At 45.4% G+C, this 24,170-nt stretch carries 23 protein-coding genes and 1 pseudogene; 14 read left to right on the top strand and 10 right to left on the bottom strand.

Annotation, left to right across the window (positions count from 1 at the left end):
- The first annotated feature begins 61 nt into the window (after positions 1–61).
- A complete protein-coding gene (locus DXA13_RS21810) occupies positions 62–1,012 on the top strand; it encodes an extracellular solute-binding protein (protein ID WP_347559832.1) in 951 nt (316 codons plus the stop codon).
- A gap of 68 nt (positions 1,013–1,080) precedes the next feature.
- Entirely contained in the window at positions 1,081–2,979 is a 1,899-nt protein-coding gene (gene phnW / locus DXA13_RS23105) for a 2-aminoethylphosphonate--pyruvate transaminase (protein WP_118244699.1), read from the top strand.
- Positions 2,980–3,082: 103 nt separating this feature from the next.
- Here the strand turns inward: phnW and DXA13_RS11830 are convergent, their stop codons facing one another.
- The 4 genes from DXA13_RS11830 to DXA13_RS11815 form a co-directional block, all read right to left on the bottom strand.
- Entirely contained in the window at positions 3,083–3,631 is a 549-nt protein-coding gene (locus DXA13_RS11830; protein ID WP_118244802.1) for a DUF6144 family protein, read from the bottom strand.
- Positions 3,632–3,728: 97 nt separating this feature from the next.
- The gene (locus DXA13_RS11825) at positions 3,729–4,559 is read right to left on the bottom strand and encodes an AraC family transcriptional regulator (RefSeq protein WP_118244698.1); all 831 of its coding nucleotides are present in this window, start codon (positions 4,557–4,559) and stop codon (positions 3,729–3,731) included.
- A gap of 103 nt (positions 4,560–4,662) precedes the next feature.
- A complete protein-coding gene (locus tag DXA13_RS21805; RefSeq protein WP_278287048.1) occupies positions 4,663–4,974 on the bottom strand; it encodes a penicillin-binding transpeptidase domain-containing protein in 312 nt (103 codons plus the stop codon).
- 137 nt (positions 4,975–5,111) lie between these two features.
- Positions 5,112–5,486 (bottom strand): BlaI/MecI/CopY family transcriptional regulator, encoded by a 375-nt coding sequence (locus DXA13_RS11815; RefSeq protein ID WP_118244693.1) that lies wholly within the window; start codon positions 5,484–5,486, stop codon positions 5,112–5,114.
- 260 nt (positions 5,487–5,746) lie between these two features.
- On the opposite strand from DXA13_RS11815, the gene DXA13_RS11810 reads away from it, so the two are divergent.
- Positions 5,747–6,568, top strand: a complete 822-nt coding sequence (locus tag DXA13_RS11810; protein WP_118244691.1) for an MBL fold metallo-hydrolase — start codon at positions 5,747–5,749, stop codon at positions 6,566–6,568.
- A gap of 355 nt (positions 6,569–6,923) precedes the next feature.
- Here DXA13_RS11810 and DXA13_RS11805 read toward each other — a convergent pair whose 3' ends face one another.
- Positions 6,924–7,325 carry a winged helix-turn-helix transcriptional regulator gene (locus DXA13_RS11805; RefSeq protein ID WP_118244689.1) on the bottom strand — a complete coding sequence of 134 codons (402 nt, stop codon included), beginning with the start codon at positions 7,323–7,325 and terminating at the stop codon, positions 6,924–6,926.
- 133 nt (positions 7,326–7,458) lie between these two features.
- Here DXA13_RS11805 and DXA13_RS11800 point away from each other — a divergent pair, with 133 nt between their 5' ends.
- The 7 genes and pseudogenes from DXA13_RS11800 (at position 7,459) to uvrB (ending at position 15,708) form a co-directional block, all read left to right on the top strand.
- Positions 7,459–8,154, top strand: a complete 696-nt coding sequence (locus DXA13_RS11800) for an alpha/beta hydrolase-fold protein (RefSeq protein ID WP_118244801.1) — start codon at positions 7,459–7,461, stop codon at positions 8,152–8,154.
- Positions 8,136–9,166: pseudogene (locus DXA13_RS11795) on the top strand (AMP-binding protein); the annotation flags it as partial. The gene DXA13_RS11800 and the pseudogene DXA13_RS11795, both read left to right, overlap by 19 nt.
- 117 nt (positions 9,167–9,283) lie before the next feature.
- Positions 9,284–9,664 (top strand): hypothetical protein, encoded by a 381-nt coding sequence (locus DXA13_RS21800; protein WP_347559839.1) that lies wholly within the window; start codon positions 9,284–9,286, stop codon positions 9,662–9,664.
- Positions 9,664–10,155, top strand: a complete 492-nt coding sequence (locus tag DXA13_RS11790; RefSeq protein WP_118244687.1) for a GNAT family N-acetyltransferase — start codon at positions 9,664–9,666, stop codon at positions 10,153–10,155. The genes DXA13_RS21800 and DXA13_RS11790 overlap by 1 nt, the downstream gene beginning before the upstream one ends.
- Entirely contained in the window at positions 10,152–11,054 is a 903-nt protein-coding gene (locus tag DXA13_RS11785) for a radical SAM mobile pair protein B (protein WP_118244684.1), read from the top strand. Before DXA13_RS11790 ends, DXA13_RS11785 begins: the two co-directional genes overlap by 4 nt.
- Before the next feature lie 286 nt (positions 11,055–11,340).
- Positions 11,341–12,870, top strand: a complete 1,530-nt coding sequence (locus DXA13_RS22420; RefSeq protein ID WP_181995645.1) for an exosporium glycoprotein BclB-related protein — start codon at positions 11,341–11,343, stop codon at positions 12,868–12,870.
- 819 nt (positions 12,871–13,689) lie between these two features.
- The gene (gene uvrB, locus DXA13_RS11775; protein ID WP_118244681.1) at positions 13,690–15,708 is read left to right on the top strand and encodes an excinuclease ABC subunit UvrB; all 2,019 of its coding nucleotides are present in this window, start codon (positions 13,690–13,692) and stop codon (positions 15,706–15,708) included.
- Positions 15,709–15,822: 114 nt separating this feature from the next.
- Here the strand turns inward: uvrB and DXA13_RS11770 are convergent, their stop codons facing one another.
- A complete protein-coding gene (locus DXA13_RS11770) occupies positions 15,823–16,329 on the bottom strand; it encodes a GNAT family protein (protein ID WP_118244678.1) in 507 nt (168 codons plus the stop codon).
- A gap of 284 nt (positions 16,330–16,613) precedes the next feature.
- Between DXA13_RS11770 and DXA13_RS11765 the strand changes: the two genes are divergently transcribed.
- Both DXA13_RS11765 and feoB read left to right on the top strand, forming a co-directional pair.
- The gene (locus tag DXA13_RS11765; RefSeq protein WP_118244798.1) at positions 16,614–16,853 is read left to right on the top strand and encodes a FeoA family protein; all 240 of its coding nucleotides are present in this window, start codon (positions 16,614–16,616) and stop codon (positions 16,851–16,853) included.
- Positions 16,843–18,843 (top strand): ferrous iron transport protein B, encoded by a 2,001-nt coding sequence (gene feoB / locus DXA13_RS11760; protein ID WP_118244676.1) that lies wholly within the window; start codon positions 16,843–16,845, stop codon positions 18,841–18,843. The genes DXA13_RS11765 and feoB overlap by 11 nt, the downstream gene beginning before the upstream one ends.
- A gap of 37 nt (positions 18,844–18,880) precedes the next feature.
- Here feoB and DXA13_RS11755 read toward each other — a convergent pair whose 3' ends face one another.
- Positions 18,881–19,822: a DUF5688 family protein gene (locus DXA13_RS11755; protein ID WP_118244674.1), complete on the bottom strand. Its 942-nt coding sequence runs from the start codon at positions 19,820–19,822 to the stop codon at positions 18,881–18,883.
- A 260-nt stretch (positions 19,823–20,082) separates the two neighbouring features.
- Between DXA13_RS11755 and DXA13_RS11750 the strand changes: the two genes are divergently transcribed.
- Positions 20,083–20,376, top strand: a complete 294-nt coding sequence (locus DXA13_RS11750) for an acylphosphatase (protein ID WP_118244671.1) — start codon at positions 20,083–20,085, stop codon at positions 20,374–20,376.
- 16 nt (positions 20,377–20,392) lie between these two features.
- Here DXA13_RS11750 and DXA13_RS11745 read toward each other — a convergent pair whose 3' ends face one another.
- The 3 genes from DXA13_RS11745 to DXA13_RS11735 form a co-directional block, all read right to left on the bottom strand.
- The gene (locus tag DXA13_RS11745; RefSeq protein ID WP_118244669.1) at positions 20,393–21,604 is read right to left on the bottom strand and encodes a helix-turn-helix domain-containing protein; all 1,212 of its coding nucleotides are present in this window, start codon (positions 21,602–21,604) and stop codon (positions 20,393–20,395) included.
- Positions 21,605–21,747: 143 nt separating this feature from the next.
- Positions 21,748–22,095, bottom strand: coding sequence for a hypothetical protein (locus DXA13_RS11740; RefSeq protein WP_118244667.1), 348 nt, complete (start codon positions 22,093–22,095; stop codon positions 21,748–21,750).
- A gap of 2 nt (positions 22,096–22,097) precedes the next feature.
- Positions 22,098–22,688: a hypothetical protein gene (locus DXA13_RS11735; RefSeq protein ID WP_118244664.1), complete on the bottom strand. Its 591-nt coding sequence runs from the start codon at positions 22,686–22,688 to the stop codon at positions 22,098–22,100.
- A 331-nt stretch (positions 22,689–23,019) separates the two neighbouring features.
- On the opposite strand from DXA13_RS11735, the gene DXA13_RS11730 reads away from it, so the two are divergent.
- Positions 23,020–24,111, top strand: coding sequence for a TRAP transporter substrate-binding protein (locus DXA13_RS11730; protein ID WP_118244661.1), 1,092 nt, complete (start codon positions 23,020–23,022; stop codon positions 24,109–24,111).
- The last annotated feature ends 59 nt before the right edge of the window (positions 24,112–24,170 follow it).

Raw genomic sequence — 24,170 nt, 5'->3', positions numbered from 1 at the left:
TCCCGCGTGTTTTTATGGAGCGAGGACCGAGCGCAATAAAAAATAAAGGAGAACATCAATTATGAGAAGAGCAAAAAGTGGTTTAAAGAAGGCAGGCATTGCAGCAGTAACGGCAATTGTCATGGCAGCGGCAATCGCCGGCTGCGGAAAATCAGGCGGAGAAGAAAAACAGGTTGTTATTTATTCCAATGCGGATGACGAAGCGGTGGAGGCTATGAAAAAGACGCTGGATACCAATGGATATGAAGGGAAATATCTGTTCCAGACGTTTGGAACGTCGGAGCTGGGAGGAAAGCTTCTGGCAGAAGGAAAGAATATTGAGGCGGATATGGTCACCATGAGCTCATTCTATCTGGACAGCTCCCAGGAGAAGAACAGTATGTTCAAACCTTTGGATTTTGAATATCAGACGCTGGCTGAGTGCCCGGATTTCTATGCCCCGATTACTTCCCAGGAGGGAACCATTCTGGTAAATACGGAAATGCTCAGGGAAAAAGGGCTGGAAGCGCCCACATGCCTGAAAGATTTTACAAAGCCGGAATATGCGGATCTGGTATCCGTAACAGATGTGAAGAGCTCTTCTACGGCATGGCTTCTGATCCAGGCGCTGATCAGCGAATATGGAGAAGACGGCGCCAAAGAAGTTTTAAGAGGTATTTATAAGAACGCCGGGCCTCATGTTGAAAGCTCAGGTTCTGCGCCTCTGAAAAAAGTCCGCGCCGGGGAAGTAGCACTTGGATTCGGACTGCGCCAGCAGGCGGTTGCGGATAAAAAATCAGGCCTTCCTGTAGATTTTGTAGATCCTCCAGAGGGTAATTTTTCTCTGACAGAATCGGTTGCTGTTGTGGATAAAGGCGATAAGACAAACGACATGGCAATGAAAATGGCTGAATGTATTGTAAAAAACGGCCGAAGCGAGCTGATTCAGTATTATCCGAATCCTGTTTATGAAGCGAAACAGCCAACGAGGAGAATGTATCCGGATATCCTAAGACATTTTCCGAAAAGCTGACGGTGGATCTGCTTAAAAAACATCAGGAATTATCAGAAGAATGTAAATAATTTAGGAGGATATGTAAAATGAAAATCAATGGAGTCGTATTTGACTGGGCAGGAACGGTAATGGATTATGGTTGTTTCTCCCCGCTGGGAGCTTTTATAGAGGCGTTTGCAGATAAGGGAATCACTCTGACCATGGAAGAGGCCAGAAAACCTATGGGCATGCTGAAAATAGACCATACAAGAGCGCTTTTTCAGATGGAAAGCGTGAGAAAACAGTTTGAAAAGACATATGGCCGTCAGGCAGGGGAAGAAGATGTAAGAGAGTTTTACGGCCTCTTTGAAGACCACCTTTTCCGCGTTCTCACATCTTATGTGGAATTAAATCCATATGTGACCGAGACGGTTACGGAGCTGAAAAAAAGAGGAATTCATATCGGCAGTACAACCGGATATACAAAGGCCATGATGGACTGTATCTTTCCGGTCGCAAAGGAAAAGGGATATGAACCGGAGGTCTGCATCGCTTCCGATGAACTGGGATATGGACGTCCGTATCCATATATGATGTATGAAAATGCGCGCCGTATGAACATTTTTCCGATGAAGTCCATGATCAAGGTGGGAGACACAGAGGTTGACATGCAGGAAGGAAAGAATGCAGGGTGTATCTGCGTGGGCCTGATCCTGGGAAGCTCTGTACTCGGTCTTACAAAGGAAGAAGTAGAGTCTATGGACAGGGAAGAACTGGAGAATAGAAAGAGTGAAGTCAGGGCGGTGCTGAAAGCAGCCGGAGCCGATTATGTAATCGACGATTTATCCGGACTGATTCCGGTGATTGATGAACTGGAAGCTCTGGATGAAAATGTGATGGGCGTACCGGAAAATGACTATCTGCTTCTGACGCCGGGACCGCTTTCCACCAGCAGAAGAGTGAGAAACGGCCTCTTAAAGGACATGTGCACCTGGGACAGGGATTACAATGATATCGTTCAGGATATCCGCAGAAAGCTCCTGAAAGCAGCCGGCTGCAGCGAAGAAACGTACACGGCCGTACTCATGCAGGGCTCCGGAAGCTTTGGCGTGGAAAGTGTGATTGGTACGGCAGCGGGAACAGAGGCCAGACTTCTCGTGCTTGTCAACGGAGCTTACGGAAGAAGAATTGTGGAAATGGCAGACTACTGCGGCGTTAAATATGAGGTTATGGAATTCCCGGAACACGAAATCTGCCATCCTCAGAATGTAGATACATATTTAAAGGAACATACGGAAATTACCCATGTGGCCTTCGTTCACAGCGAGACGACTACGGGAATTCTGAATCCTGTTGAGGAGCTGGCAGCCACGGTAAAGAAATACGGGAAAGTATGTATCGTAGATGCAATGAGCAGCTTCGGCGGAGTTCCGATTGAGGTGGAGAGGCTTGGAATCGATTATCTGATCTCATCTGCAAACAAATGTATACAGGGCGTGCCGGGGTTCTCTTTCATCATTACAAAAAAAGAAGAATTTTTAAAGACAAAGGGAAATGCCCATTCGCTATCCCTCGATCTCTATGCACAGTGGGAGACGATGGAAAAGGATCAGGGTAAATGGCGTTTTACCTCTCCGACTCACGTAGTACGGGCATTTTATGAGGCGATTCAGGAATTTGAAGAAGAGGGTGTGGAAAAAAGGTACCAGAGGTACAGCAGGATGCAGCAGCTGCTGAGCAGCGGCATGGACGGACTGGGCTACCATCCGTATATCAATCCGGCATACCAGGGGCCGATCATCACCACTTTCCTGTGTCCGGATGAGGAGTTTTCCTTTGCAGACTTCTACCAGTACCTGAAAGAGCGTGGATTTGTTATATATCCAGGAAAAATCAGTGCGGCGAACACCTTCCGCATTGGGAATATAGGGGCTCTGGAGGAATGGGACATCCGTCACCTGCTCCATATCGTTGCAGATTATAAGAGGGACTGCACGAAGGCATAAATCTGCAGGATGCAGCACTTTTCTTATTTTATTCCTCTGATTGGGCGATTCATTTTACCCTGTGTGCGTACCTCTGACCTTCATAAACGGATATGGAACCGTGTTATTGCCAGACAGGATTATGTAGAGTAATTTTCATAAGGCATACAGGGTCGCCCATTTTTATACTTTTAAGTAATTCTACATCCGCCTTACAGGCAAAAGCCTTTTCAAAAAGAGCTTTGCTGTAACCGGTCGTACACTGGCACCATGTATTAGTCTCTAATTTCTTCACTTCTGTAAGCATGGGGCAGGGACAAAAACCAAATTGTAAATAGAGTTCGCCGTCCTTGCTGAAAAGCCCTGCAGCCTTTGCTTTTTCTGAGCTTGTAAATTCTTCTATACTGGATGCAGATGACATCAGTTCCTTCACGAGCGCAAGCTTTTCATCCATGCCGTAACCACATTGACAGTTCATCCGTATTTTCTTTATGGTGTCGGATTTAAACCTGCTCTCCAGACGATGCATCGCAGACTTCACCCAATCGGCATTACTTTCTGCATGCGCCGGCGGCTCCACGCCATATACCACTTCAACGGCTGTATCAGCATCGCTTTCCGCTTTGACAGATTCATATATGACATACTCCTGTAGCTTTCTTATATCGAACATCATTTCAAAACGACCTCCTATCTATCGAAGTATTTTTAACCACTTCTGATTATAGAGGAAAAGTCGCTTCAATGACTTCTGAATTCTTGCTTTTATTTTAAATTGGGATACATAAATCCATTACAACGCTGTGATTATCACGGTCAATTCTGTGATAAATATTCAATCCATATCGCTGCGTCATGGTGTAACCACTTTCAGGCAGCCAAACGCTGAAAATCCCCTGTAAGGTCTCAAAGATATCTTTGATTTTCCCATCGAAATGGTACACAATCCATCTGCCGCCTCCGATCCACATAACATTATGGAAGCCAAAACCCTGTTCTGCTGTCATGCAGATATCACAGATACATTGGGATGAGTCTGTAATAGCCGGATCATTAAAAAAGCGCTCTGCCAGAATTGTTTTCTCATTTATAAGTGCTTCGTACTGATCTAAAAATTGATACCAGTTATTTTCAAGATCTGCATAATTTCCAATGAACCGCTCATAGATCACAAAAAAGTCATCCAGCTGTTGAATTTCAATTTTAGAGGCATATTCCTCCGCAGTTTTAAAGTGAACTATCCGCTCAGGAACAAAGGGATCTGACATACTATGGGCAGGGATTGACTGCCTGAACAGGGTGGGGGAAGTATTGTGATGTTTTTTGAAGACAGAACTATAGTTGGAAGAGCTGTATCCGTAATCTAAACCGATGTCTGTAATTGCTTTTGACGGATTTAATTTCAGATCGACAGCGCTCTGGTCGATCTTACAGCGCTTAATAAATGAATAAATGGTTTCTCCGGTTTCTTCCTTGAATATCCGGCTGAAATGATATTTAGATATAAAAAAACGAGCAGATAGGGTATCAAGTGATAAATCCTCATCTAAATGCTGTATAATATAGTCAATACTTTGATTGATGAGCTCTTTTCTGTCCATATATCATGCCTCCGCGTGCCTGTCATACCTTTTGCTGTTGTTGATTCCGATACATTTATCCTATTTTTTTCGATTGTGCCGTCAGCGTAAATGCTGGCTGCATTTAGTCCCATATCTGCATATCTGATAAAACAGACTGAGTGATTTCGGCTGCCTTGCTTCCAACTGCGCCGGAACGGCCGTGAATATTTGCGGCAAAGTAATAAACACGGTCTGGTTTTTCCACGTAACCGACAAACCAGCCGTTCACATTTTTTCCGTTTATTTGTCCCGTACCCGTTTTTCCGTAAAAAGAACCGTTCTCAGATGAAGAAAGCAGGATGGATTCCTTAACAGCCTGAATATTAGCCGGATGAAATCCAAATTCATTGTTGCGCAGCTTTTGCAGAAGCTCTGCCTGTTCAACGGGAGAGATATGTAATAATAGAAAGCCATCCGGCGGGGCGGACAGGGAAAAACGAAACAGACAGAAGCAGGAGCATGAGAAACCAGAGACGGTACTGCATGCGGCCGGAAAGATGATTGCTGAATAACTTCCTGAAAGCCCTCCTTTTATTTGGATTTTTTGGAAAGAAGGGAACGAAGCGTATTGATATCGGTATCGGACAGCTGGTCATTCTCAATAAAGGACGACAGCATGGAGGTGATATTGCCGTCATAATAACGTTTTAAAAATGAACAGCTTTTTTGAATGAGGTATTCGTCTTCCTTTACTAACGGTGTATAAATGAACAGGCGGCCCTGTTTTTCATAGGTGAGAGCATTTTTATTCACCAGCCGTTTTAACAGAGTCTGTATGGTTTTGGGGCTCCATTCCGTACTTCTTGTCAGAATATCGGTCACTTCATTCGTACTGATCGGCGCAAGTTTCCATACGATCTTCATAACTTCAAATTCTGCTTCAGAGATTTGAGGTAAATCTGTCATAATAACTTCTCCTTAATTCTTACAGATGTAATAACAATATTATATATGGACCAAGGTTTCTTGTCAAATACATCCGAAGCGCAGATTTACAGAGAACTTATGGAGCAGCTGTTAAAGATCTTAAATTTCGAAAATCGGATTCGAGAAATGAATATAGAGAACAACTGTTCAAGACCAGGTGTACTTTTCATATCCGGTATGCTATAATTTTCAGTAATATATACTCGAAAAAGTGAAAGCGGCGAAGGGAGACAATGGAAATGAACATGTTAAAGATGCCTGTTTTTACGGCAGAGACAATTCGTGGAATGGAGGATATGTCATTTTTTACATATGCCAGAATTTTTGATGATTTACTGATTGTAGCTCAAAAGGAAACAAACTGCTTTGTGCTGAAGACGAGTGAAGGTCTGATCGTAATTGATGCCATCTGGCCTGCGCAGGAAGCTTTTCAGGCGATTGTAGATGCGGTAAAAGGTGCGGGATGGAACCCGGACGATATAAAAAAACTGGTCCTGACACATGGACATGTGGATCATACAGGCTGTGGGAAATGGTTCGTGGAACAATATCACGTGGATACATACCTCTCCAGGACGGATGACCGTTTCTGGCAGGAACATCCGACAAAGCCGGACAGGCCGGAGACCTGGAAGGATTATGAAATCACGGCTTATGTTCAGGATGGCGATACGATATCATTAGGGGACAAAACGATCTTTGTTTACAGTACGCCTGGTCATACTCCGGGAGGATTGAGTTTCTTATTTTCTGTAACGGAAAATGGGCTGCCCCATATGGCTGCTCTTTGGGGAGGCACGACGCCTCCGCGGTCAAAAAATCAGATTGTGCAGTACTTAAGGTCATTGGATTATTTTATGGCCCGGGCAAATGAAAAGAACGCAGACGTGGCATTAAGTAATCATACCTCTGTCGATAACGGTCTTGAGCGCATACGGTATTCAAAGAACCGGATGGAATATATGCCCAATATTTATATTATAGGGCGTGAAGGATTTCAGAAGTACTATCAGGTATTTCGCGACATGAGTTACAGTGCCCTGGAGAACCTGGAAGATTAGATAAATATGTTTGCGGCAGCCACGCCAGGGATTACAAGTACCATATATAATACATATTCAATTTTTCACCATCATATCAGCAGAAAATATTCACCTTGATCCTTGCCTGAAAGACACAGATTCACGCCGGCAGATTGGATACAAGGTGGATATGCTTAATACAGACGACAAATTTAGCCGGTTGCAGTTTCTTTCAGCCTTTTCACATCTAAAGAGAATGGGAGAATCAAATCCCGTGTCGAATGAATCACATGCCAGCCGGGTTCCCTCTGGTAGAAAGCCTCAATGACGTTATAGTGCAGATCAGGCATTGTGCTGTCAGCGGGCGTCTTTTTCCAGCGCAAACTTTAATATGTCATTCCGGTCGGATTGGCTGCTCCTTTTCCGACCGGTCGTTTTCATGTTTGAATCCCCATTTCATAATTTCATAAAAAATGGGCATCAGGTCTTTTCCCTTTTCCGTAAAGGAATACTCCACATGGGGAGGGATTTCATTGAACTGCACCCGGTTGATAAAGCCATCTGCTTCCAGTTCGCGCAAAGCGCTGGTCAGCATGGTATTCGTAATACCGGGCAAATCCTTTTTCAGTACGCTAAAGCGCACAGAATCATAAATGCAAAGCTCATATAAAATCTGTGTTTTCCATTTTCCCTGAAGCATAATCAGAAGCGGTGTAACCGGACAATTTCCTAAATCAGTAACGATTCCTTTTTTTACATCTCGTAAGTATTCTTCATACGACATAAATCCCTGCATAAGTATAAGCCTCCTGTTCTGAAAATCCATGGTACGTTTTTTGATACTATGTACCAAAAATCTGCGTACTTGCTTCTGTTTTCAGATATAGTATAATTAATGTACTATCAATAGTCAAGGAGGCGTGATGTATATGGAAAGAAATTTTTACGACAAATACCAATATAAAATTGCGGATAAAAAGGTTCTGGTCTATCCCAGCGACGAAGCGGACAGGCCGATTATTTATCTGCATACATTTTCAGAGGAAGGAGACCGGGTATATGAAGCGCTGCAAGAATGCCGCTGTCCTGATTTCACGCTGGTGGCTATTAGCGGATTGAATTGGGATCACGACATGGCGCCCTGGGACATTCCACCCATTTCAGCGGACGACACGCCCTGTACCGGCGGCGCGGACGAATATCTGCGGCTTTTATTGGATCAAATCGTTCCAAAGGCAGAAGAACAGATTCGGGGGCGTGCTTTATGGAGAGGAATTTCCGGATATTCTCTTGCCGGTTTATTCGCAATCTATTCTCTGTATCAAACCGAGAATTTTTCAAGGGCTGCCAGTATGTCCGGTTCCCTCTGGTTTCCCGGCTTTGCGGAATATGTCTGCTCCCGTGAAATGAAGCAGCGACCGGAACATTTATACTTTTCGTTGGGTGATGCGGAGCGTAAGACAAAGAATCCCTATTTAAAAATCGTACAGGAGCAGACAGAGAAAATAGAGCGGTTTTATCGTGACAAAGGCATTGACACTTGTTTCAGACTGAATCCCGGTAATCATTTTAAAGATGGCACACAGCGAACAGCAGCAGGTATTGCATGGCTGTTGGAAAGATGAGTTACAGGCAAAAGGTACAGGAGGATATTGTTATGACAGATACCATTTACACACTTTTCGAGAACACAGTAAAAAATCACAGGCAGGAAAAGGCCATTATTGAAAATGGCAGAACCATGACATTTGGAGAACTCTCCGATATGGTGGATATGATCGCGGGCAGTTTTCCAAAGGAAGTAAGCAGCATTGGCATTGTCATGAGTCATCGCGGTGAAATGATCGCGTCCATGCTGGCCGCATTAAAATGCGGGGCAAGATATGTTCCGGCTGAGCCGTCTTTCCCAACTGGTAGAATCCATTACATGATGGCGGAGGCAAATGCGGAATTTATTTTGACCGAGCGGGAATACGCGGACAAATTAGATGGGTTTGAAATACGGCTGACGGACTGCGAGATTTGCGGCGTGGAAACACCGGTTCCCCGGAGAAATAATGTGCAGAATCCGGAAAGTCCGGCATATGTCCTTTATACTTCCGGCACAACCGGGAAGCCAAAGGGTGTCTGCGTCAGCAACCGCAACGTGTGCCATTATGTCAAGGCGTTTGCACATGAATTTCACCCTACGGTGGGCGATGTAATGCTTCAAAATTCCGTGTGTTCCTTTGATATTTTTGTAGAGGAAGTGTACGGAGGGCTTTTGAACGGTGCGGCGCTTGCTATTCCCTCTGCGGAAGATAAAGAGGATATCCGCTCGCTGATGAACTTTGTGGATAAGCATCATATCACGATGCTCAGCGGGTTTCCGTACCTTTTGGCAGAGATGAATCATCTGCCTGAAATTCCGCCGTCCCTGAGGCTTTTAATCAGCGGAGGCGATGTACTGCGCGGAGCTACGTGGATCATCTGCTGGATCAGGCGGAGGTATACAATACATATGGCCCGTCTGAAACTACGGTATGCGCCTCCTATTACCGCTGCAACAGCGGGATGGTTCTGGCGGACGGAACCTATCCCATCGGCCATCCAGTCAAGGGGTGCGAAATTCACATTCTGGATCAGGACGGGAACGAAGTTCCTAACGGTGAAACGGGCGAAGTCTGCATTTTTGGAGGAGGTGTATCCCTCGGCTACATTGGGGATCGTGAGGAAGAAAACAGAGCATTTGTAGTTTTATCGGATGGGAATGTGATGTATAGAAGCGGTGACTTAGGCTATGTTCTCCCGGATGGGAACATTGCGTTTCTCCACCGGAAAGACACGCAGATAATGATTTACGGCAAGCGCGTGGAGGTCATGGAAGTGGAATCTACACTCTATCAGTGCAAAGGGGTGGAACAAGCTGTCGTTCGGGCTTTTAAGGACGATGACGGGCTTTCTTACATGATTGCCTATGTCATTCCGGAAAATCAAAATATAAAAGTGTCTGAAGTGAGGAAAGAGCTTTCAGAAAATCTGACTGAGTTCATGATCCCGGAATTTATTGTGAAAATGCCGCAGATTCCTCTGAACAGCAATGGGAAACCGGATATTACCAGGCTTCCGGTGGTGATGAAAGCGGGGAATTTCTAGTGGAAATTATAATAAGGCAGGCCGGTATCGGTGATCTCGAAACTATGATGAGTTGGCGCATGGAGGTTCTGCGCGAGGTATTCAGCATTCCTGAGGAGCAGGATCTGACTGCACTGGAACAGGCAAACCGCAGCTATTACCAGACCATGATGAAAACAGACGGGCACGTTGCCTGCTTCGCCTGTTCGGAAGAAATCATCGGCTGCGGCGGCATCTGTATCTATCAGGAGATGCCTTCCCCCGACAATCCCACCGGCTTGTGCGCCTACCTGATGAATATTTATATCCGTCCTCAGTTTCGCGGACAGGGAGCGGGTAAAAGAATCGTTCTCTGGCTGATGGAGCAGGCCATGCAGCGCGGTATCACCAAAATCTACTTGGAAACCTCTGATTGCGGAAGAAAGTTATACCAGAAGATTGGATTTACGCCCATGATGGATTATTTGAAGCTGGACATGGCTGTTTTCGACAGAAAGGGAATTATTTTATGAAACCAATCATTCAGGATATAGAAGTAAAAGGCATATTGACAAAATCAAATCTTCCCGTCAGCGACTATTCCGTCAACCCGTATGTGGGCTGCGAACACAGCTGTAAATATTGCTATGCTTCCTTTATGAAGCGGTTCTCCAACCACCCTGAGCCTTGGGGAGAATTTGTGGATGTGAAGCATTGGCCGGAAATCAAAAAACCGGAAAAGTACGCAGGCAAGGAACTTTTCATTGGCTCTGTTACCGACCCCTATCAGCCGCTGGAAGAAATCTGTGGCCGGACGAGGGCGCTTTTGAAGCAAATGCAGGGCAGCGGCTGCAAGATCAGTATTGCAACAAAATCCGACCTGATTCTGCGCGACCTTGACTTAATAAAATCTTTTCCAGATGCCCGTGTATCGTGGTCGATTAATACGCTGGATGACGCCTTTCGTGCGGATATGGATACTGCGGTGAGTATCGACCGCCGCTTTGCGGCCATGAAAGCCTTTCACGACGCCGGAGTACGGACGACCTGTTTTATTTCACCCATCTTCCCCGGCATTACCGATGTTCCGTCAATTATCCGCCGGGCAAAGAAGCAGTGTAATCTTGTCTGGCTGGAAAATCTGAACCTGCGCGGCGGATATAAGAAAGTCGTTCTGGACTATATTGCGGATAAATATCCGAACCTTCTTCCTCTGTATGAGAAGATATATCAAAAGAATGACAGAAGCTATTGGGCCATGCTGGATGAAGAAATGCGAAAGTTTACAGCGGACGAGAAGCTTCTCTATGTGCGGGACGATGATTCTATCAGCCGTCCCTTTGAGGAAATGCCTATTGTGGTGAATTACTTCTTCCATGAGGAAATTATACCTTCCGCAAAGAAAAAAGTAAGGCAACATAGAAATTATTAGAAACTTCTTGTTTCCATATAAAACAACACGGTATGAACTTACCCCTGATTCTGTGGATTGCCTGGCTTTATGTTCAAAAATCATGCGCCGATGCTGCCGTTTACTTCACCGATCACAAATAGATTTAATACGTAAAAAACCTGCCTTTGCGCACTTATCTGCAACAGCAGTTACATAAGCTGCCGAGATTTCCTTTATGAAAACACTGCCGGACAATGGCTGCCGAACTCTTTTCCTATTGGGACATATTATAATATTGGACATAGTATTTTAGGAGGTTTTTGGTATGAATAATCAATATTTTCCGTTCAATCAGCATCCCTTTGGACGGCAGCCTTATGGTCCTGATGCAGCGATGGAATTTCAGGAGGAACAGGCTGAGTATGACTCAGCGGCTCAATGTCCTAATCGTGTGACGGGAGGACCTGGATCTTGCGGTTATCCGTCATATGAAGGAGGGTGCTATCCGATACAGGGGCCTCCTGGACGGCCAGGACCTCAGGGCCAGCAGGGAAATACGGGCCCGACAGGTGTTCAGGGGCCGATTGGTCCACAGGGAGAACCTGGAATTGCCGGCCCACAAGGACCTCAGGGCGCACAGGGTCCCCAGGGACTGCGCGGAGCAACCGGTCCGACGGGAGCCACGGGAGCGGCAGGTGCACAGGGAATTCAAGGCCCGACGGGAGCTACGGGAGCGGCAGGAACTACAGGAGGAACTGGGCCGGCTCCAGTTATTACGATTGCTGGTACAGTAACAGGAGACCCAGGTACACAGGCCAGTGTTGATGAAAGTTTTACCCCGAATGGAGCTCAGCTCTTATTCACCATTCCGGCAGGCCCGACGGGAGCTACGGGAGCAGCAGGCGCCACCGGAGCACAAGGGTTACCAGGCTTAAATGGAGTTGATGGAGTCATAGGCCCGACAGGAGCCGACGGGGCGATGGGTCCAACAGGAGCTGACGGTGTTATAGGTCCGACAGGAGCTGATGGGGTTGATGGAATAGATGGTGCAACAGGTCCAACAGGTCCAACGGGCCCAACCGGGCCGATGGGGCAAACCGGCCCGACAGGAGCGGCCGGAGCGCAGGGAATTCGAGGTACAACCGGAGCTACAGGCGCAACGGGAGCAGCTGGAGCAACCGGCCCGACCGGAGCACAGGGAATTCAAGGAACAGCGGGAGCAACAGGAGCAACGGGAGCACAGGGAATTCAAGGTACAACCGGAGTTACAGGAGCAACCGGCCCAACCGGGGCGCAGGGGACTCAAGGCCCAACTGGAGTTACAGGAATAGCCGGAAGTTCAGCAATTATTCCATTTGCTTCTGGTATACCAGTATCGCTTACAACGGTTGCCGGTGGACTGGTTGGTACCCCTGGATTCGTGGGCTTCGGAAATTCAGCTCCTGGTCTGTCGATTGTTGGTGGGGTGATTGATCTGACAAATCCTGCGGGCACGTTGACTAACTTTGCTTTTTCTATGCCAAGAGCGGGTACGATAACAAGCCTGGCAGCATACTTCAGTGTAACTGCAGCTTTGTCCCTGGTGGGGTCAACATTGCAGATTACAGCACAGTTATATCAGTCTAGTGCTGCCAGCAACAATTTTACAGCGGTCTCGGGAGCCGTTGTGAATCTGGCACCTGCGTTATCAGGAGTTCTGTCAGTTGGTACGATTACGTCGGGGATTACCGCAGGACTTAATATCTCTGCAGCAGCAGGAACACGTTTCATGCTTGTCTTTACTGCTTCAGCTACAGGTTTGTCACTGGTAAATACAATTGCAGGCTATGCAAGCGGTGGAATTGCTATTTCGTAGATAAAAATATAGAAAGAAATCATCATATTTGCATTTTCGTAAACAGTATAAAATGGAAGCAGAATTATTGTTGATTATATAGTATGGGATTCATGTGCTCCTCTTGAAGCAGATTGAGTTTTATTAAAGTCTGCCTGAAAGAGGAGCATATTTGAGTACATAACGATAGGGAAAATGGTTCGTTGACCGAGTGTAAATCAGACCTGGGGCTTATCAGTATAATTGTGTGTTTCATACGGATATATTTAAAAGCGGACACTTCATACAGAAATTATTTATCATATTATAATAAGTAAAATAGTATGGAGATGAAATATAAAAAAGTATAGGTACAAAAAAGAACGAATGTTCTTGCTTGTACCTATACTTTTCATTATGTCTATGTTATAATTTTTAGTGATCTTTATTTATAAAATGGAGAAAATTATTTTCCCTAACTCCTGGTAAAGTCTTGTAGCAAATTTAAAGAATATAGGTCATTTTGAAACAGCTATATTTTAGATGAAATAAAGGTATTGAATTTATCCAGGACCAAAGGGGAACCATGTTTTTATGAAGATGTTCGACATATTTTTAAGGCCACGAGAAATTCAACATATAAAAGCGTTATTTCAGCAGATCCAAAGCTTACTGGGAGACAGGTGAAAGAATTGTGGAATAGGAGCAGAATGGAACTGGATTTTCTATTACAAATTTGATAAATTAATGCATCAGGATATTGGGCAAAAGGATATATATGACAGTATTGCTTACAAAGGAAGAATTGGCATATGAACTTGAGCAAATTTTATTTGGTCACCAAGGAGGTAAAAACACAATATGGAGTTCAAATTACATTCAGAATACCAGCCCACCGGCGATCAGCCGCAGGCGATTGAAGCCCTGGTAAAAGGTTTTAGAGAAGGCAACCAGTTCGAGACTTTACTCGGGGTTACGGGATCAGGAAAGACTTTTACGATGGCCAACGTCATCCAGCAGTTACAGAAGCCGACTCTCATCATCGCCCATAATAAAACTCTGGCCGCCCAGCTCTACGGTGAGTTTAAAGAGTTCTTCCCGGAGAACGCTGTGGAGTACTTCGTCAGCTACTATGATTACTATCAGCCGGAAGCATATGTGCCGTCTACGGATACTTATATTGAAAAGGACTCTGCCATTAACGACGAGATTGATAAACTGCGTCATTCGGCTACGGCTGCGTTGTCGGAACGAAATGATGTTATCATTGTGGCCTCGGTGTCGTGTATCTATGGTTTGGGAAGCCCGATCGATTATAAAGAGATGGTTATATCTCTTCGTCCAGGTATGGAGAAGGACAGGGACGAGGTGATTCATAAATTAATTGATATACAGTATACCAGAAATGATATGGATTTTCATCGTGGGACATTCCGTGTCCGTGGGGATATTGTGGAGATATTTCCGGCATATTCGGGAAGTGAAGCATACAGGGTAGAATTTTTTGGCGACGAAGTAGACCGAATTACGGAGATTGATACGGTTACAGGAGAGATCAAGGCTCAGCTGGGCCATCTGGCTATCTTCCCTGCCTCTCACTATGTAGTTCCAAAAGAAAAGATGATGGAAGCTACGGAACATATACTGAAAGAGATGAAGGAACAGGTGGCTTATTTTAAAAGCGAGGACAAGCTTCTGGAGGCGCAGCGAATTGCGGAGCGGACGAATTTTGACGTGGAAATGATGAGAGAGACGGGATTCTGTTCTGGTATTGAGAATTATTCCAGACATCTTACGGGAACTGCTGCGGGAGAACCGCCGTGTACCCTGATCGACTATTTTTCCGATGATTTTCTAATCATCGTCGACGAGTCTCACATTACGCTCCCGCAGGTGCGCGGAATGTATGCGGGCGACCAGTCCAGGAAAAAAACGCTGGTGCAGTATGGATTCCGTCTGCCGTCTGCTCTGGATAACCGTCCGTTGAATTTTACTGAGTTTGAAAGTAAAATCAATCAGATGATGTTTGTGTCCGCGACTCCGTCCGTTTATGAGAAAGAACATGAACTCATGCGGGTCGAACAGATTATTCGGCCAACCGGTCTTCTGGATCCGGAAGTTATCGTACGCCCTGTGGAAGGACAGATCGATGATCTGATTTCTGAGGTAAATAAGGAAATAGCCGGTCATCATAAGGTGCTGATTACCACTCTGACGAAGCGTATGGCCGAGGATCTGACTGACTATATGAGAGAAGCGGGAATCAGGGTAAAATATCTCCATTCCGATATAGATACGCTGGAGCGTGCGGAAATTATCCGTGATATGCGGCTTGACGTATTCGACGTTCTGGTGGGAATTAACCTGCTCAGGGAAGGCCTGGATATACCTGAGATTACGCTGGTGGCGATTCTGGATGCAGATAAAGAGGGCTTTCTGCGTTCGGAAACATCTCTGATTCAGACGATTGGACGTGCGGCCAGAAACAGCGAAGGCCACGTAATTATGTATGCGGATACGATTACGCGGTCCATGCAGGTGGCGCTTGAAGAGACAGAACGAAGACGCCGGATTCAGCAGGAATATAACGAGGAGCATGGGATTACGCCTACTACGATAAAGAAAGCCGTAAGAGATCTGATTGCAATTTCCAAAGCAGCTGTAGAAAGTGACAAAGACTTTAAGAAAGATCCTGAGTCCATGGATGAACAGGAACTTCACAAGCTGGTAAAGGAACTGACAAAGAAAATGCATCAGGCGGCAGCGGAATTAAACTTCGAAGAAGCGGCAAAACTGAGGGACAGAATGGTAGAGGTGAAAAAAATGCTGCTGGAGCTGGAAGGCGGAAAAGAGGAACAAGATTCCGAGATGGTACGGTAATAAGAAAAAGGGGACTGCCGTGAACCAGATGGAGCGGCCGCAGGTCTTAGCGATAAAGCGAAAACGGATACCGGGGTTGTCCATGAGGTTACGTTTGCAGTGCCCTTATGGTAATCAAGGCTTAATAAGTGAATACATTTTCATATCAATTATCTGTCCGTTTTTTACCGCATTGCTTCTAAGAGTACCTTCATACTCAAAGCCATTTTTTTCAAGTATTCGACAGGAAGCAGTGTTATAGGCAAACGGTTCGGCAAAAATTCGGATGATGTCTGTGTTTTCAAAGATATACCGGCAGATTTGTCTGACCGCATTTGTTCCGATTCCGCACCGCCAGTACGGTTCGGCAATATAGTATCCGAGTTCTGCAGTCCGGGCATGAATGTTGTCCTTACGGAAGACGCCGATACTGCCGACGGTTCTGTCATCGACTGTAACTGCAAAAGAAAAGGTCGTCTGACTGTCTGAATGCAGCATTGCCTGGATAAATTCGGCGGCATCAGCTTCGGTATAAGGATAAGGCAGACCATCCCGTAAATTATTCTGAACATTTTTATTGTTGATTGCCAGAGCAAGATCAGCGGCATCGCCGGCCCTCCACTTTCGGATTATACATTCCATCCTCACTTTCCTCCTTAAAAAAGATAGCTGGCACTTGCCAGCTCAGTGGTCATAATTTATTTCTTCATAATGATATCAGGCTATCAAGGCCGCGGCAGTTCGAAAAGACAGCTGCGGCCTTATTTTACTTTTTAGGAACGGTTCTCTCTTGATTTTTATTTATAATACCTAATATTACCATAGAAAGGACTGTTCGTCCATTTGATATTGGACAGTATTATTGACAATTATTCTCAATAATGATACAATTTTCTTGATAACAGGATAGAGAAATGGAGACTGCCATGAAAAAGTTAAATGAAGGGCAAAAAGGGGCTGTTTACCGCGTAAAAAGCGTGATGGTCGACGAACGCCTTACAAGGCGTCTGGAGGCGCTGGGTGTGAATGAGGGCACGACGGTTACGCTTATGAATAAAAAGGGAAGCGGTACTTTAATCATAAAGGTAAGAGGTACGAGACTCGCTCTGGGACGAAAGATTGCTGAGGGCATTGAAATAGAGGAGGAACCACAGAATGGACGATAGGAAAGAGAAAGTGATCCGGGTCGGATTTGTCGGCAATCCAAACTGTGGGAAGACAACTCTGTTTAATGCGTTCACCGGCGCAAATCTGAAAGTAGCGAACTGGCCGGGAGTTACGGTTGAACGTGTGGAAGGCGAGACAACTTATCAGGGGCAGACAATAAAGGTAATCGATCTTCCTGGAATCTACAGCCTGACCTCGTATACGATTGAGGAGATTGTAACGAGAAAGAGCATTGAGGCGAATGAAGTAGATGTAATTATAAATGTCGTCGATGCATCTTCTCTGGAACGAAATCTGTACCTTACCCTTCAGCTTCTGGAGCTGAGAAAACCGGTTATTCTGGCGCTGAATATGATGGACATCGTAGAAGACAGGGGAATGGAAATCGACCTTCACCGCCTTCCGGAAATGCTTGGAGATATTCCTGTGGTGCCGGTTTCTGCCAGAAAACGCACGGGTCTGGACGTTTTGATGCATGCAGTTGTCCATCACTATGAAGAAGGACCCAAGGGCATAGTCGTCCATTATGACAACGGCCTGGAAGACAAGATCGAGAAGACAGAAGTCATTCTGCGCGCCCATTACGGCGAGATGGAGAATATCCGCTGGCATGCGATTAAGATGCTGGAATATGATGAAGAAGTATGCAGGGATCATCCAATTGATGTAAACAACGTCGTTGACAGAAGCTATGAAAAAGAAATCATTAATGAAAAATACGATTATATCGATGAAATTGTAAAGGAATGCCTTTTTAACAAGGAATCAAAGGAAGCGGCAACGGATCAGATTGACGTATATCTGACGCATCCCGTATGGGGAATTCCTATATTTCTAGGCATTATGGCTCTCGTATTCTTCCTCACATTTACAGTGGGAGACTTTTTGAAAGGATACTTCGAAGTCGGTCTGGGATGGTTTTCGGGGACGCTTTTGTCGATCCTTGAAGCGGTCCATGCCTCTCAGTGGGTGATCTCGCTGCTGGTTGACGGTATTGTAGCAGGAGTGGGAGGCATACTTACATTTCTGCCAAATATTTTTATCCTGTTTCTGGCGCTTGCCTTCCTGGAAGACAGCGGCTATATGGCAAGAGTTGCATACGTTATGAACGAGACGATGAGCATGGTAGGGCTGTCGGGGAAGGCTTTTCTTCCTATGCTTCTTGGATTTGGCTGCACGGTTCCTGCTGTTATGGCCACGAGAGCACTTCCGAGTGAAAGAGACAGACGCAGAACAATTCTTATTACACCGTTTATGTCGTGTTCCGCAAGGCTGCCGATCTATGTGCTGTTTGCAGATATGTTCTTTCCCAATCACGCACTTTTAGTCGCTTACTCGCTGTATCTGGTTGGACTGATGGTAGCGATTATTATCGCATTTGCGGTACATAAAATGAGTCCGGGAGAGGAAGAGGATGCCCTCTTAATAGAGCTTCCGGAATACAAGACGCCAAATGCCCGCACCGTGGCTATTTACGTCTGGGATAAAGTAAAAGACTACCTGACCAAGGCAGGAACCACAATTTTTATCGCATCCATAGTCCTGTGGTTTGTTCTGAATACGGGAACGCAGGGATTTGTAGATAACGTTTCAGACAGCTTTGCTGCTATGTTCGGTCATTTCCTGACCCCTGTTCTCATACCGGCGGGGCTTGGAAGCTGGAGAATTGCGGTAGCGCTGATTTCCGGATTATCCGCCAAAGAAGTGGTGGTTTCCAGCTTTTCCGTGCTGTACGGAATTGGAAATGTCAACTCCGCAGCTGGCATGAGCTCCCTTTCCCAGGTGCTGGCAGCTTCCGGCTTCGGCGCCGTTAATGCTTATGCGCTGATGATTTTCTGCCTGCTTTATTCCCCATGTATGGCGGCCGTAGCGACGATAAAAAGAGAAACCCATTCCTGGCGCTGGACGATTGGAATGGTGCTATTCCAGATTGTGATTGCATGGACGGGGGCTGTTGCCGTCTATCAGATCGGAAGCAGAATTTTTTAGTCTCATAGATTATGCAGCTGTATCATTATTCTTGTATTTATGGGATTTTGGAGGAGATTCCTGAAGGGAGAAAGATGCGGTCGGAAAGGCGGGAATAGAGATAGATGTGGCTGGACAGCCTGTCTTCTTCCGATACGTCGCTGCAGTTGATTTCCTTCACCATTTCGTTCATTTCATCATAGCGTGAATCAGAGGTATCAGGAACAAGTATGATTTCGTGGACGCTGGACGGCAGGATGATCAGATCGCTGCCATAAGAGTCGGCAAATTCTTTCAGAACACCGGGATAGAGCATGCAGTAGGCTCCGTTCATGCCTTTGGTATTCGACAGGACGTGAAGCGGCTGGGGATCATTACAAAAGTCGGGAACTGCAGACGCCGGTTCTTCTTCGTCTCCGGCGGAGCCGTTTTGTATCATCCCTTCGATTGCGTCCCCCAGCTCCTGCAGAATCGGGGGGAAAAGCCGTGGAGAATTGGCATGCGCTTCTGTGAAAAGCTCGGTTTCCGTCATGTTCCATTGAGAAAGCTGCTCCATATTGATGATAGAGGTAAATGCTTCTTCATCATTTTCAAGAAAGAGAAAAAAGACAATGCTTAGATCGAGAAAGGGAATGTGGGGAACCTGGGAAAGAAGCAGTTCATTATCAGCCGTATTGATTAATTTGCAGGCCAGACTGGTACGGGCAGAACTGAAGCGGAGGAACTGTTCAGGATGGAGAGTGGCAGGAAGAGAGTGACCTGTATAGAGATTCAGAATTTCTGATACAATACAGGATACCGGAAGACCGTTTTCGTATTCTTCAAAAAACTGGCGAAGATAGATGGCAGCGGCCACAGTGGACGGCGGTTTCTGAATACACAGACTGTCGGAAAGAACCCCGTTATTTTTAGGAATCTGACGAAGAGATACAGAAAAAGAACTTCCGAGCTGCCCTGCAACGGCAAGCCGGATGTTTTCTAAAAAAATTTCGTATACCACAAGTATACCTCCTTTGTATGAAATTTTATAAAGGGATCGTTTGTTCCGAATGGAACTGAAAAGAAGGCCAGGCGACTGGTGTTTTTTATTATAACGAAACGGAAGCCAAACCGCAAGAAAACACATCATAAATATTGTTCCATAATTATGATGAATATGAAAAAAGGATAATATATTTATGTAATTTTGAGGGAGTTCTTCAGAAATGAAATGATGGAAAGCGGGAAAATGAAAGGATTGCGGTCAGAGAGGAGAAGCGCATGATATCTTGGAAAAAAGAACCGAAGAAGGTAAGAAAACACATATTTTTTTCAGGAATGGTCCAGGGTGTCGGTTTCCGGTACCGGTCCTATTATATCGCCCAGTCGCTTGGACTGACAGGATGGGTCGCCAATATGTGGGACGGCCGCGTGGAAATGGAAGTCCAGGGAGATCCCGATTCAATCGGCCGGATGCTGGAGCAGCTCTATGAAGGGCGCTTTATATCCATAGACAGGATTGATTCGGAAGATATCCCTGTAATTTCAGAACTGGGGTTTACGATTAAAAATTGAGTTTATTCCATTGATTTCATTCCTCTTTGAACTGGCTTCTGTACTGCCCGGGAGTGGTGTTTTCGTACTTTTTGAATGTTCTCATAAAGCTGCGTACGTTATTGAAACCTACCTGAAAACCGATCTGTTCGACGGTCAGGGTAGTTTCCTTTAAAAGCTGTCTGGCTTTTGCAATCCGCTGAGTATTCATATACTCTACAAAACCGATATTCAGGTTTTCCTTGAACAGTCGGCTGACATATGGGGCACTCAGATGGCTGAAAGCGGCCAGGTCATTTAAAGAAATGTCTTCACCCAGATGGGTATTAATATATTCCAGAAGGCGCTCCGTAATTTTAGGCGAATGATCGTTGTTGAACGACTGAACGCTTACAGCGGCAGATCGTACAAATTCGGCTGTACCGGAACGAAGTGCTTCAAGAGAATCAGCACATTTCAGTTTCTCATAGTATTCGGAAGAGCCGGAAGAAGCGATGTCAATACCGAGTTCGATAAAAATACCGAGGACGGAATTTACGACATCAGAAGAGACGGCACGGGCATATTCTACGGTCAGACCGTCTTCCACATCGGAAAAAATAGCGCTGCAGTATTCGCTGGCCTCATCTGCAGAACCGGTTCGTACGGACTCCATCAGGGAGTCCTTTAATTTTGCATCCGGCACCCGCATTGCATAGTCGATGGATTCCAGCGTTTCAGAGGTTTCCGCAAGGGAACGTTCGCTGTACTGCTGAAACTTCAAGGATTCCAGAGCTTCCCTGTATGAGTAGGGAAGGTCGGATAGATTCCTGTAAAGCCGGCCGTAGCCCATGCGGAGAAACGGTGTGGCAGCAAGGGAAAACTGTTCCTGGAACAGATGGATGATTTTTACGAATTCTTCCTGCTGAAAGCCGTCAGAGCTGCTGGAAATGTTGACAATCAGCGCCCACTCCGAACGGTTTACTTTGATGAAGGCAAAAGGATCGTGAAAGGGCTGCATAAGCTGTTCTGCCACCTGGGATATCGTATAGCTGTGCAGCGTGCGGGAGTTTTCATCGAAATCTCTTCGATATTGTTCATAGTCGGAGACCTGAAATACGATGCAGCCGTAATTGTCTGGGGAGAAACCACCGTCTATGAACTTTAATTTCTGGATAATTTCGTCTTCGGAGACGGCATCTCCCCTTAAGAGGCTGAAGAAAAAGTCATTTTTTACCGCTGGCTGCATGGATTTTACGATGGATTCCATGTTTTCATTCTGGCTGGCTATATTTTTGTAAGCATTCTGTATATACTGATATTCTTCGGGAAGCCTCCGGGCTTCTTTTTTTCCGTCTTTGCCGCTGATAAAGTTGGTCAGTACGCGGAGCGGCAGATAGACGCGATAAGAAATCAGAATCGATAAGAAGAAGGATAAGACCAGTGTAATAACGGCAATATTGGACAGCAGCCTGGAAATAGCCTGTAGGAATTAAAGAATACAGGCATGGGCGCCGCACCTACATAGACCCAGCCGGTAACTGGGGAAAATGTGTTCAGGATTACGTATTCGTCCCTGCCTACCGTATAGGTGAACGTGCCGGGGCTTTTGTACAGCAGATTCTGAAATTTTTCCGAATTCTGATATAAGGAATCAGGATTCTGCATATAGAGGCTTCGTCCGGATGCGTCATAAACGGACATTTCCAGAATTGCGGCATCATCATGAGAGGAAAAAAGAAAGCTTTTTTCCATGTTCAAAATCAGACATCCAAGTGAACCGGAGGAATCCTCGGTATATTCTGATAAATGGTAATAAATTCATGGGTGCCTCCTGTATCTGTATCATAAGTTCGGTCCATCATAGGTTCATAAGAGCCGCTGGAATAGCTGTCCAGAGCAGCTTTATCGTAGAACTGGTCATAGGTGTATCCGGTTTTATCCGATGTCAGGACCAGCTTTTCATAATTGGAAAAGAGATAAATCAGATCCATTCCGTTTTCAGCTGTTTTCAGATCGTTCAGAGATTTCATAATCAGGGTATTCCGCTGGACTTCTGAAAATGTGGGATCCGTGATAAAGGACAGTATGGATTTATTATCTGCCATCTGAGAAGCAGCCTGTCTGGCTGAAAGTATTTTACTGTCAACCTGATTGGTATATTGGAGAAACGCTTTCTGGTTAAAACGATAGCTTTCACTTTTCCAGAATCGTTCCGCCATGCTGGAGAAATACATTGCCATACACAGAATCGGAATCACTGCGAAAACATTTAAAAGCAGAAAGGTTCGAATAAAAGCTGAAGCAGGCCGTTTTGTCCTGTACAGCTGTAAAAGAAGCCGGAGCTGTTTCATGTCTGTACCTCGTCGATCCAAAAGTTGTCCTGGATATTATAAGATAACCGCACAGCGGCTTATAAGCTCCGGCGGAATAGAGCGCCCGGATTTCTGTAGTGAATGCAGAAACCGCAATGCGCAGATATAATGTCCGTTATTGGGACATTATATCATAGTCCAAAAGATTATACAAAAATTTGGCTGTAAAAAATGACATGACAATAATTATAACGAAACAAATTCGATAAAATGTCATGGGAAACATAGAAAAATGTCAATTGTGCACAAGATAAAGGAAAGATATAATATAGCCATGTCATGCATGATAGATGAAAGAGGTACCGAATAAATGAATAGGAATAAAGGATTATTGTTTAAAATCTGGAAAATCGGCGGGGCGGCTGTACTGGCAGCCGCAGTCAGTTCGATATCCGGCTGTGGTCAGGGATCAGGTCAGAGAGAGCTTTCTCAGGAACAAAAATCAGAGGAACGGGAAGCGCCTTCTGCAGAAAACAGGGAGAAACCGATTCCGATAAAACTTGCTGATTTTCTCGCAGAGGATCACCCTGTCAATGAATCTCTGAATGAAGTTCTGCGGCCGATGCTGGAAGAGAAAACAGATGGGCGTTATACATTAGAGGTCTATTCTGACGGAGACTTGGGAGGAGAAGAAGACTTCCTGAAAGGAATCAGAAAGGGCACAATCGAAGCAGGTATTGCGGGAGTTGAACTGTCCGATCAGTTTCCAGCCTTAAAAGTGGTAGATTTTCCGTTTGTATTTGAAGATATTGACAGCAGTTTTGCGGCTTTGTCTGATCCGGATATCATGAATGCCATGAACGAGGCGATCGAACCGGCTGGAATTGTATGCAAAGGCTTCGTGTTGACAGGCGTACGGTCCATTTCCAATGATGTCAGGCCGATCAAAACTCCTGAAGACTGTAAAGGACTGACGCTCAGAACACCGAATGTAACGCAGTTTATCGAGTATGCTCACAGACTGGGATTTGAAACGATCAATGCATCCGTTCCGGAAATTTTTACCGTACTCCAGCAGAAGCTGGCTGACGGCCAGGAAAATCCGCCTACGGCGCTGCTGACGAGCCAATGGTATCAGGTACAGAAATACCTGTCTCTGACAAGACATCAGATCACATATAACTGGATCGCAGTCAATAAGGAATTTTATGATTCCATGAAGGAAGAGGACAGGAAGGCTTTTGACGAGTGCTGTATGGCTTACACAGAAACGGTAAAACGGGCATATATGGAAAGGGAAGCCTCGGATCTGGAAAGTCTACGTGAACTAGGCGTCGATGTGACAGAGGTAGACAGAGAGCCGTTCCGGGCAGTCGGACAGGCTATGATCGAAGAATACAGCCAGAAATATCCTGAGTTCAAAGGTATGTTAGAAATGCTCCGTGAAAAGGGGGCAGAATAACAGGAGGTAAGTTTGTGTGAAAGTAATAAAAAAAGCGAATGACTTTATTCTTGGCGTTT

It is taken from the genome of Clostridium sp. AM58-1XD (assembly GCF_003464085.1).
GTDB lineage: Bacteria > Bacillota > Clostridia > Lachnospirales > Lachnospiraceae > Lachnoclostridium_A.
This window is presented reverse-complemented; position numbering and strand designations above follow the sequence as displayed.

Excerpts from the sequence above, each read along its gene's own strand:
- DXA13_RS21810 (WP_347559832.1), top strand. The coding sequence starts at position 62 with ATGAGAAGAGCAAAAAGTGGTTTAAAGAAGGCAGGCATTGCAGCAGTA.
- phnW (WP_118244699.1), top strand. The coding sequence starts at position 1,081 with ATGAAAATCAATGGAGTCGTATTTGACTGGGCAGGAACGGTAATGGAT.
- DXA13_RS11830 (WP_118244802.1), bottom strand. The coding sequence starts at position 3,631 with ATGTTCGATATAAGAAAGCTACAGGAGTATGTCATATATGAATCTGTC.
- DXA13_RS11825 (WP_118244698.1), bottom strand. The coding sequence starts at position 4,559 with ATGGACAGAAAAGAGCTCATCAATCAAAGTATTGACTATATTATACAG.
- DXA13_RS11815 (WP_118244693.1), bottom strand. The coding sequence starts at position 5,486 with ATGACAGATTTACCTCAAATCTCTGAAGCAGAATTTGAAGTTATGAAG.
- DXA13_RS11810 (WP_118244691.1), top strand. The coding sequence starts at position 5,747 with ATGAACATGTTAAAGATGCCTGTTTTTACGGCAGAGACAATTCGTGGA.
- DXA13_RS11805 (WP_118244689.1), bottom strand. The coding sequence starts at position 7,325 with ATGCAGGGATTTATGTCGTATGAAGAATACTTACGAGATGTAAAAAAA.
- DXA13_RS11800 (WP_118244801.1), top strand. The coding sequence starts at position 7,459 with ATGGAAAGAAATTTTTACGACAAATACCAATATAAAATTGCGGATAAA.
- DXA13_RS21800 (WP_347559839.1), top strand. The coding sequence starts at position 9,284 with ATGTATAGAAGCGGTGACTTAGGCTATGTTCTCCCGGATGGGAACATT.
- DXA13_RS11785 (WP_118244684.1), top strand. The coding sequence starts at position 10,152 with ATGAAACCAATCATTCAGGATATAGAAGTAAAAGGCATATTGACAAAA.
- DXA13_RS22420 (WP_181995645.1), top strand. The coding sequence starts at position 11,341 with ATGAATAATCAATATTTTCCGTTCAATCAGCATCCCTTTGGACGGCAG.
- uvrB (WP_118244681.1), top strand. The coding sequence starts at position 13,690 with ATGGAGTTCAAATTACATTCAGAATACCAGCCCACCGGCGATCAGCCG.
- DXA13_RS11770 (WP_118244678.1), bottom strand. The coding sequence starts at position 16,329 with ATGGAATGTATAATCCGAAAGTGGAGGGCCGGCGATGCCGCTGATCTT.
- DXA13_RS11765 (WP_118244798.1), top strand. The coding sequence starts at position 16,614 with ATGAAAAAGTTAAATGAAGGGCAAAAAGGGGCTGTTTACCGCGTAAAA.
- feoB (WP_118244676.1), top strand. The coding sequence starts at position 16,843 with ATGGACGATAGGAAAGAGAAAGTGATCCGGGTCGGATTTGTCGGCAAT.
- DXA13_RS11750 (WP_118244671.1), top strand. The coding sequence starts at position 20,083 with ATGATATCTTGGAAAAAAGAACCGAAGAAGGTAAGAAAACACATATTT.
- DXA13_RS11745 (WP_118244669.1), bottom strand. The coding sequence starts at position 21,604 with ATGGAATCCATCGTAAAATCCATGCAGCCAGCGGTAAAAAATGACTTT.
- DXA13_RS11735 (WP_118244664.1), bottom strand. The coding sequence starts at position 22,688 with ATGAAACAGCTCCGGCTTCTTTTACAGCTGTACAGGACAAAACGGCCT.
- DXA13_RS11730 (WP_118244661.1), top strand. The coding sequence starts at position 23,020 with ATGAATAGGAATAAAGGATTATTGTTTAAAATCTGGAAAATCGGCGGG.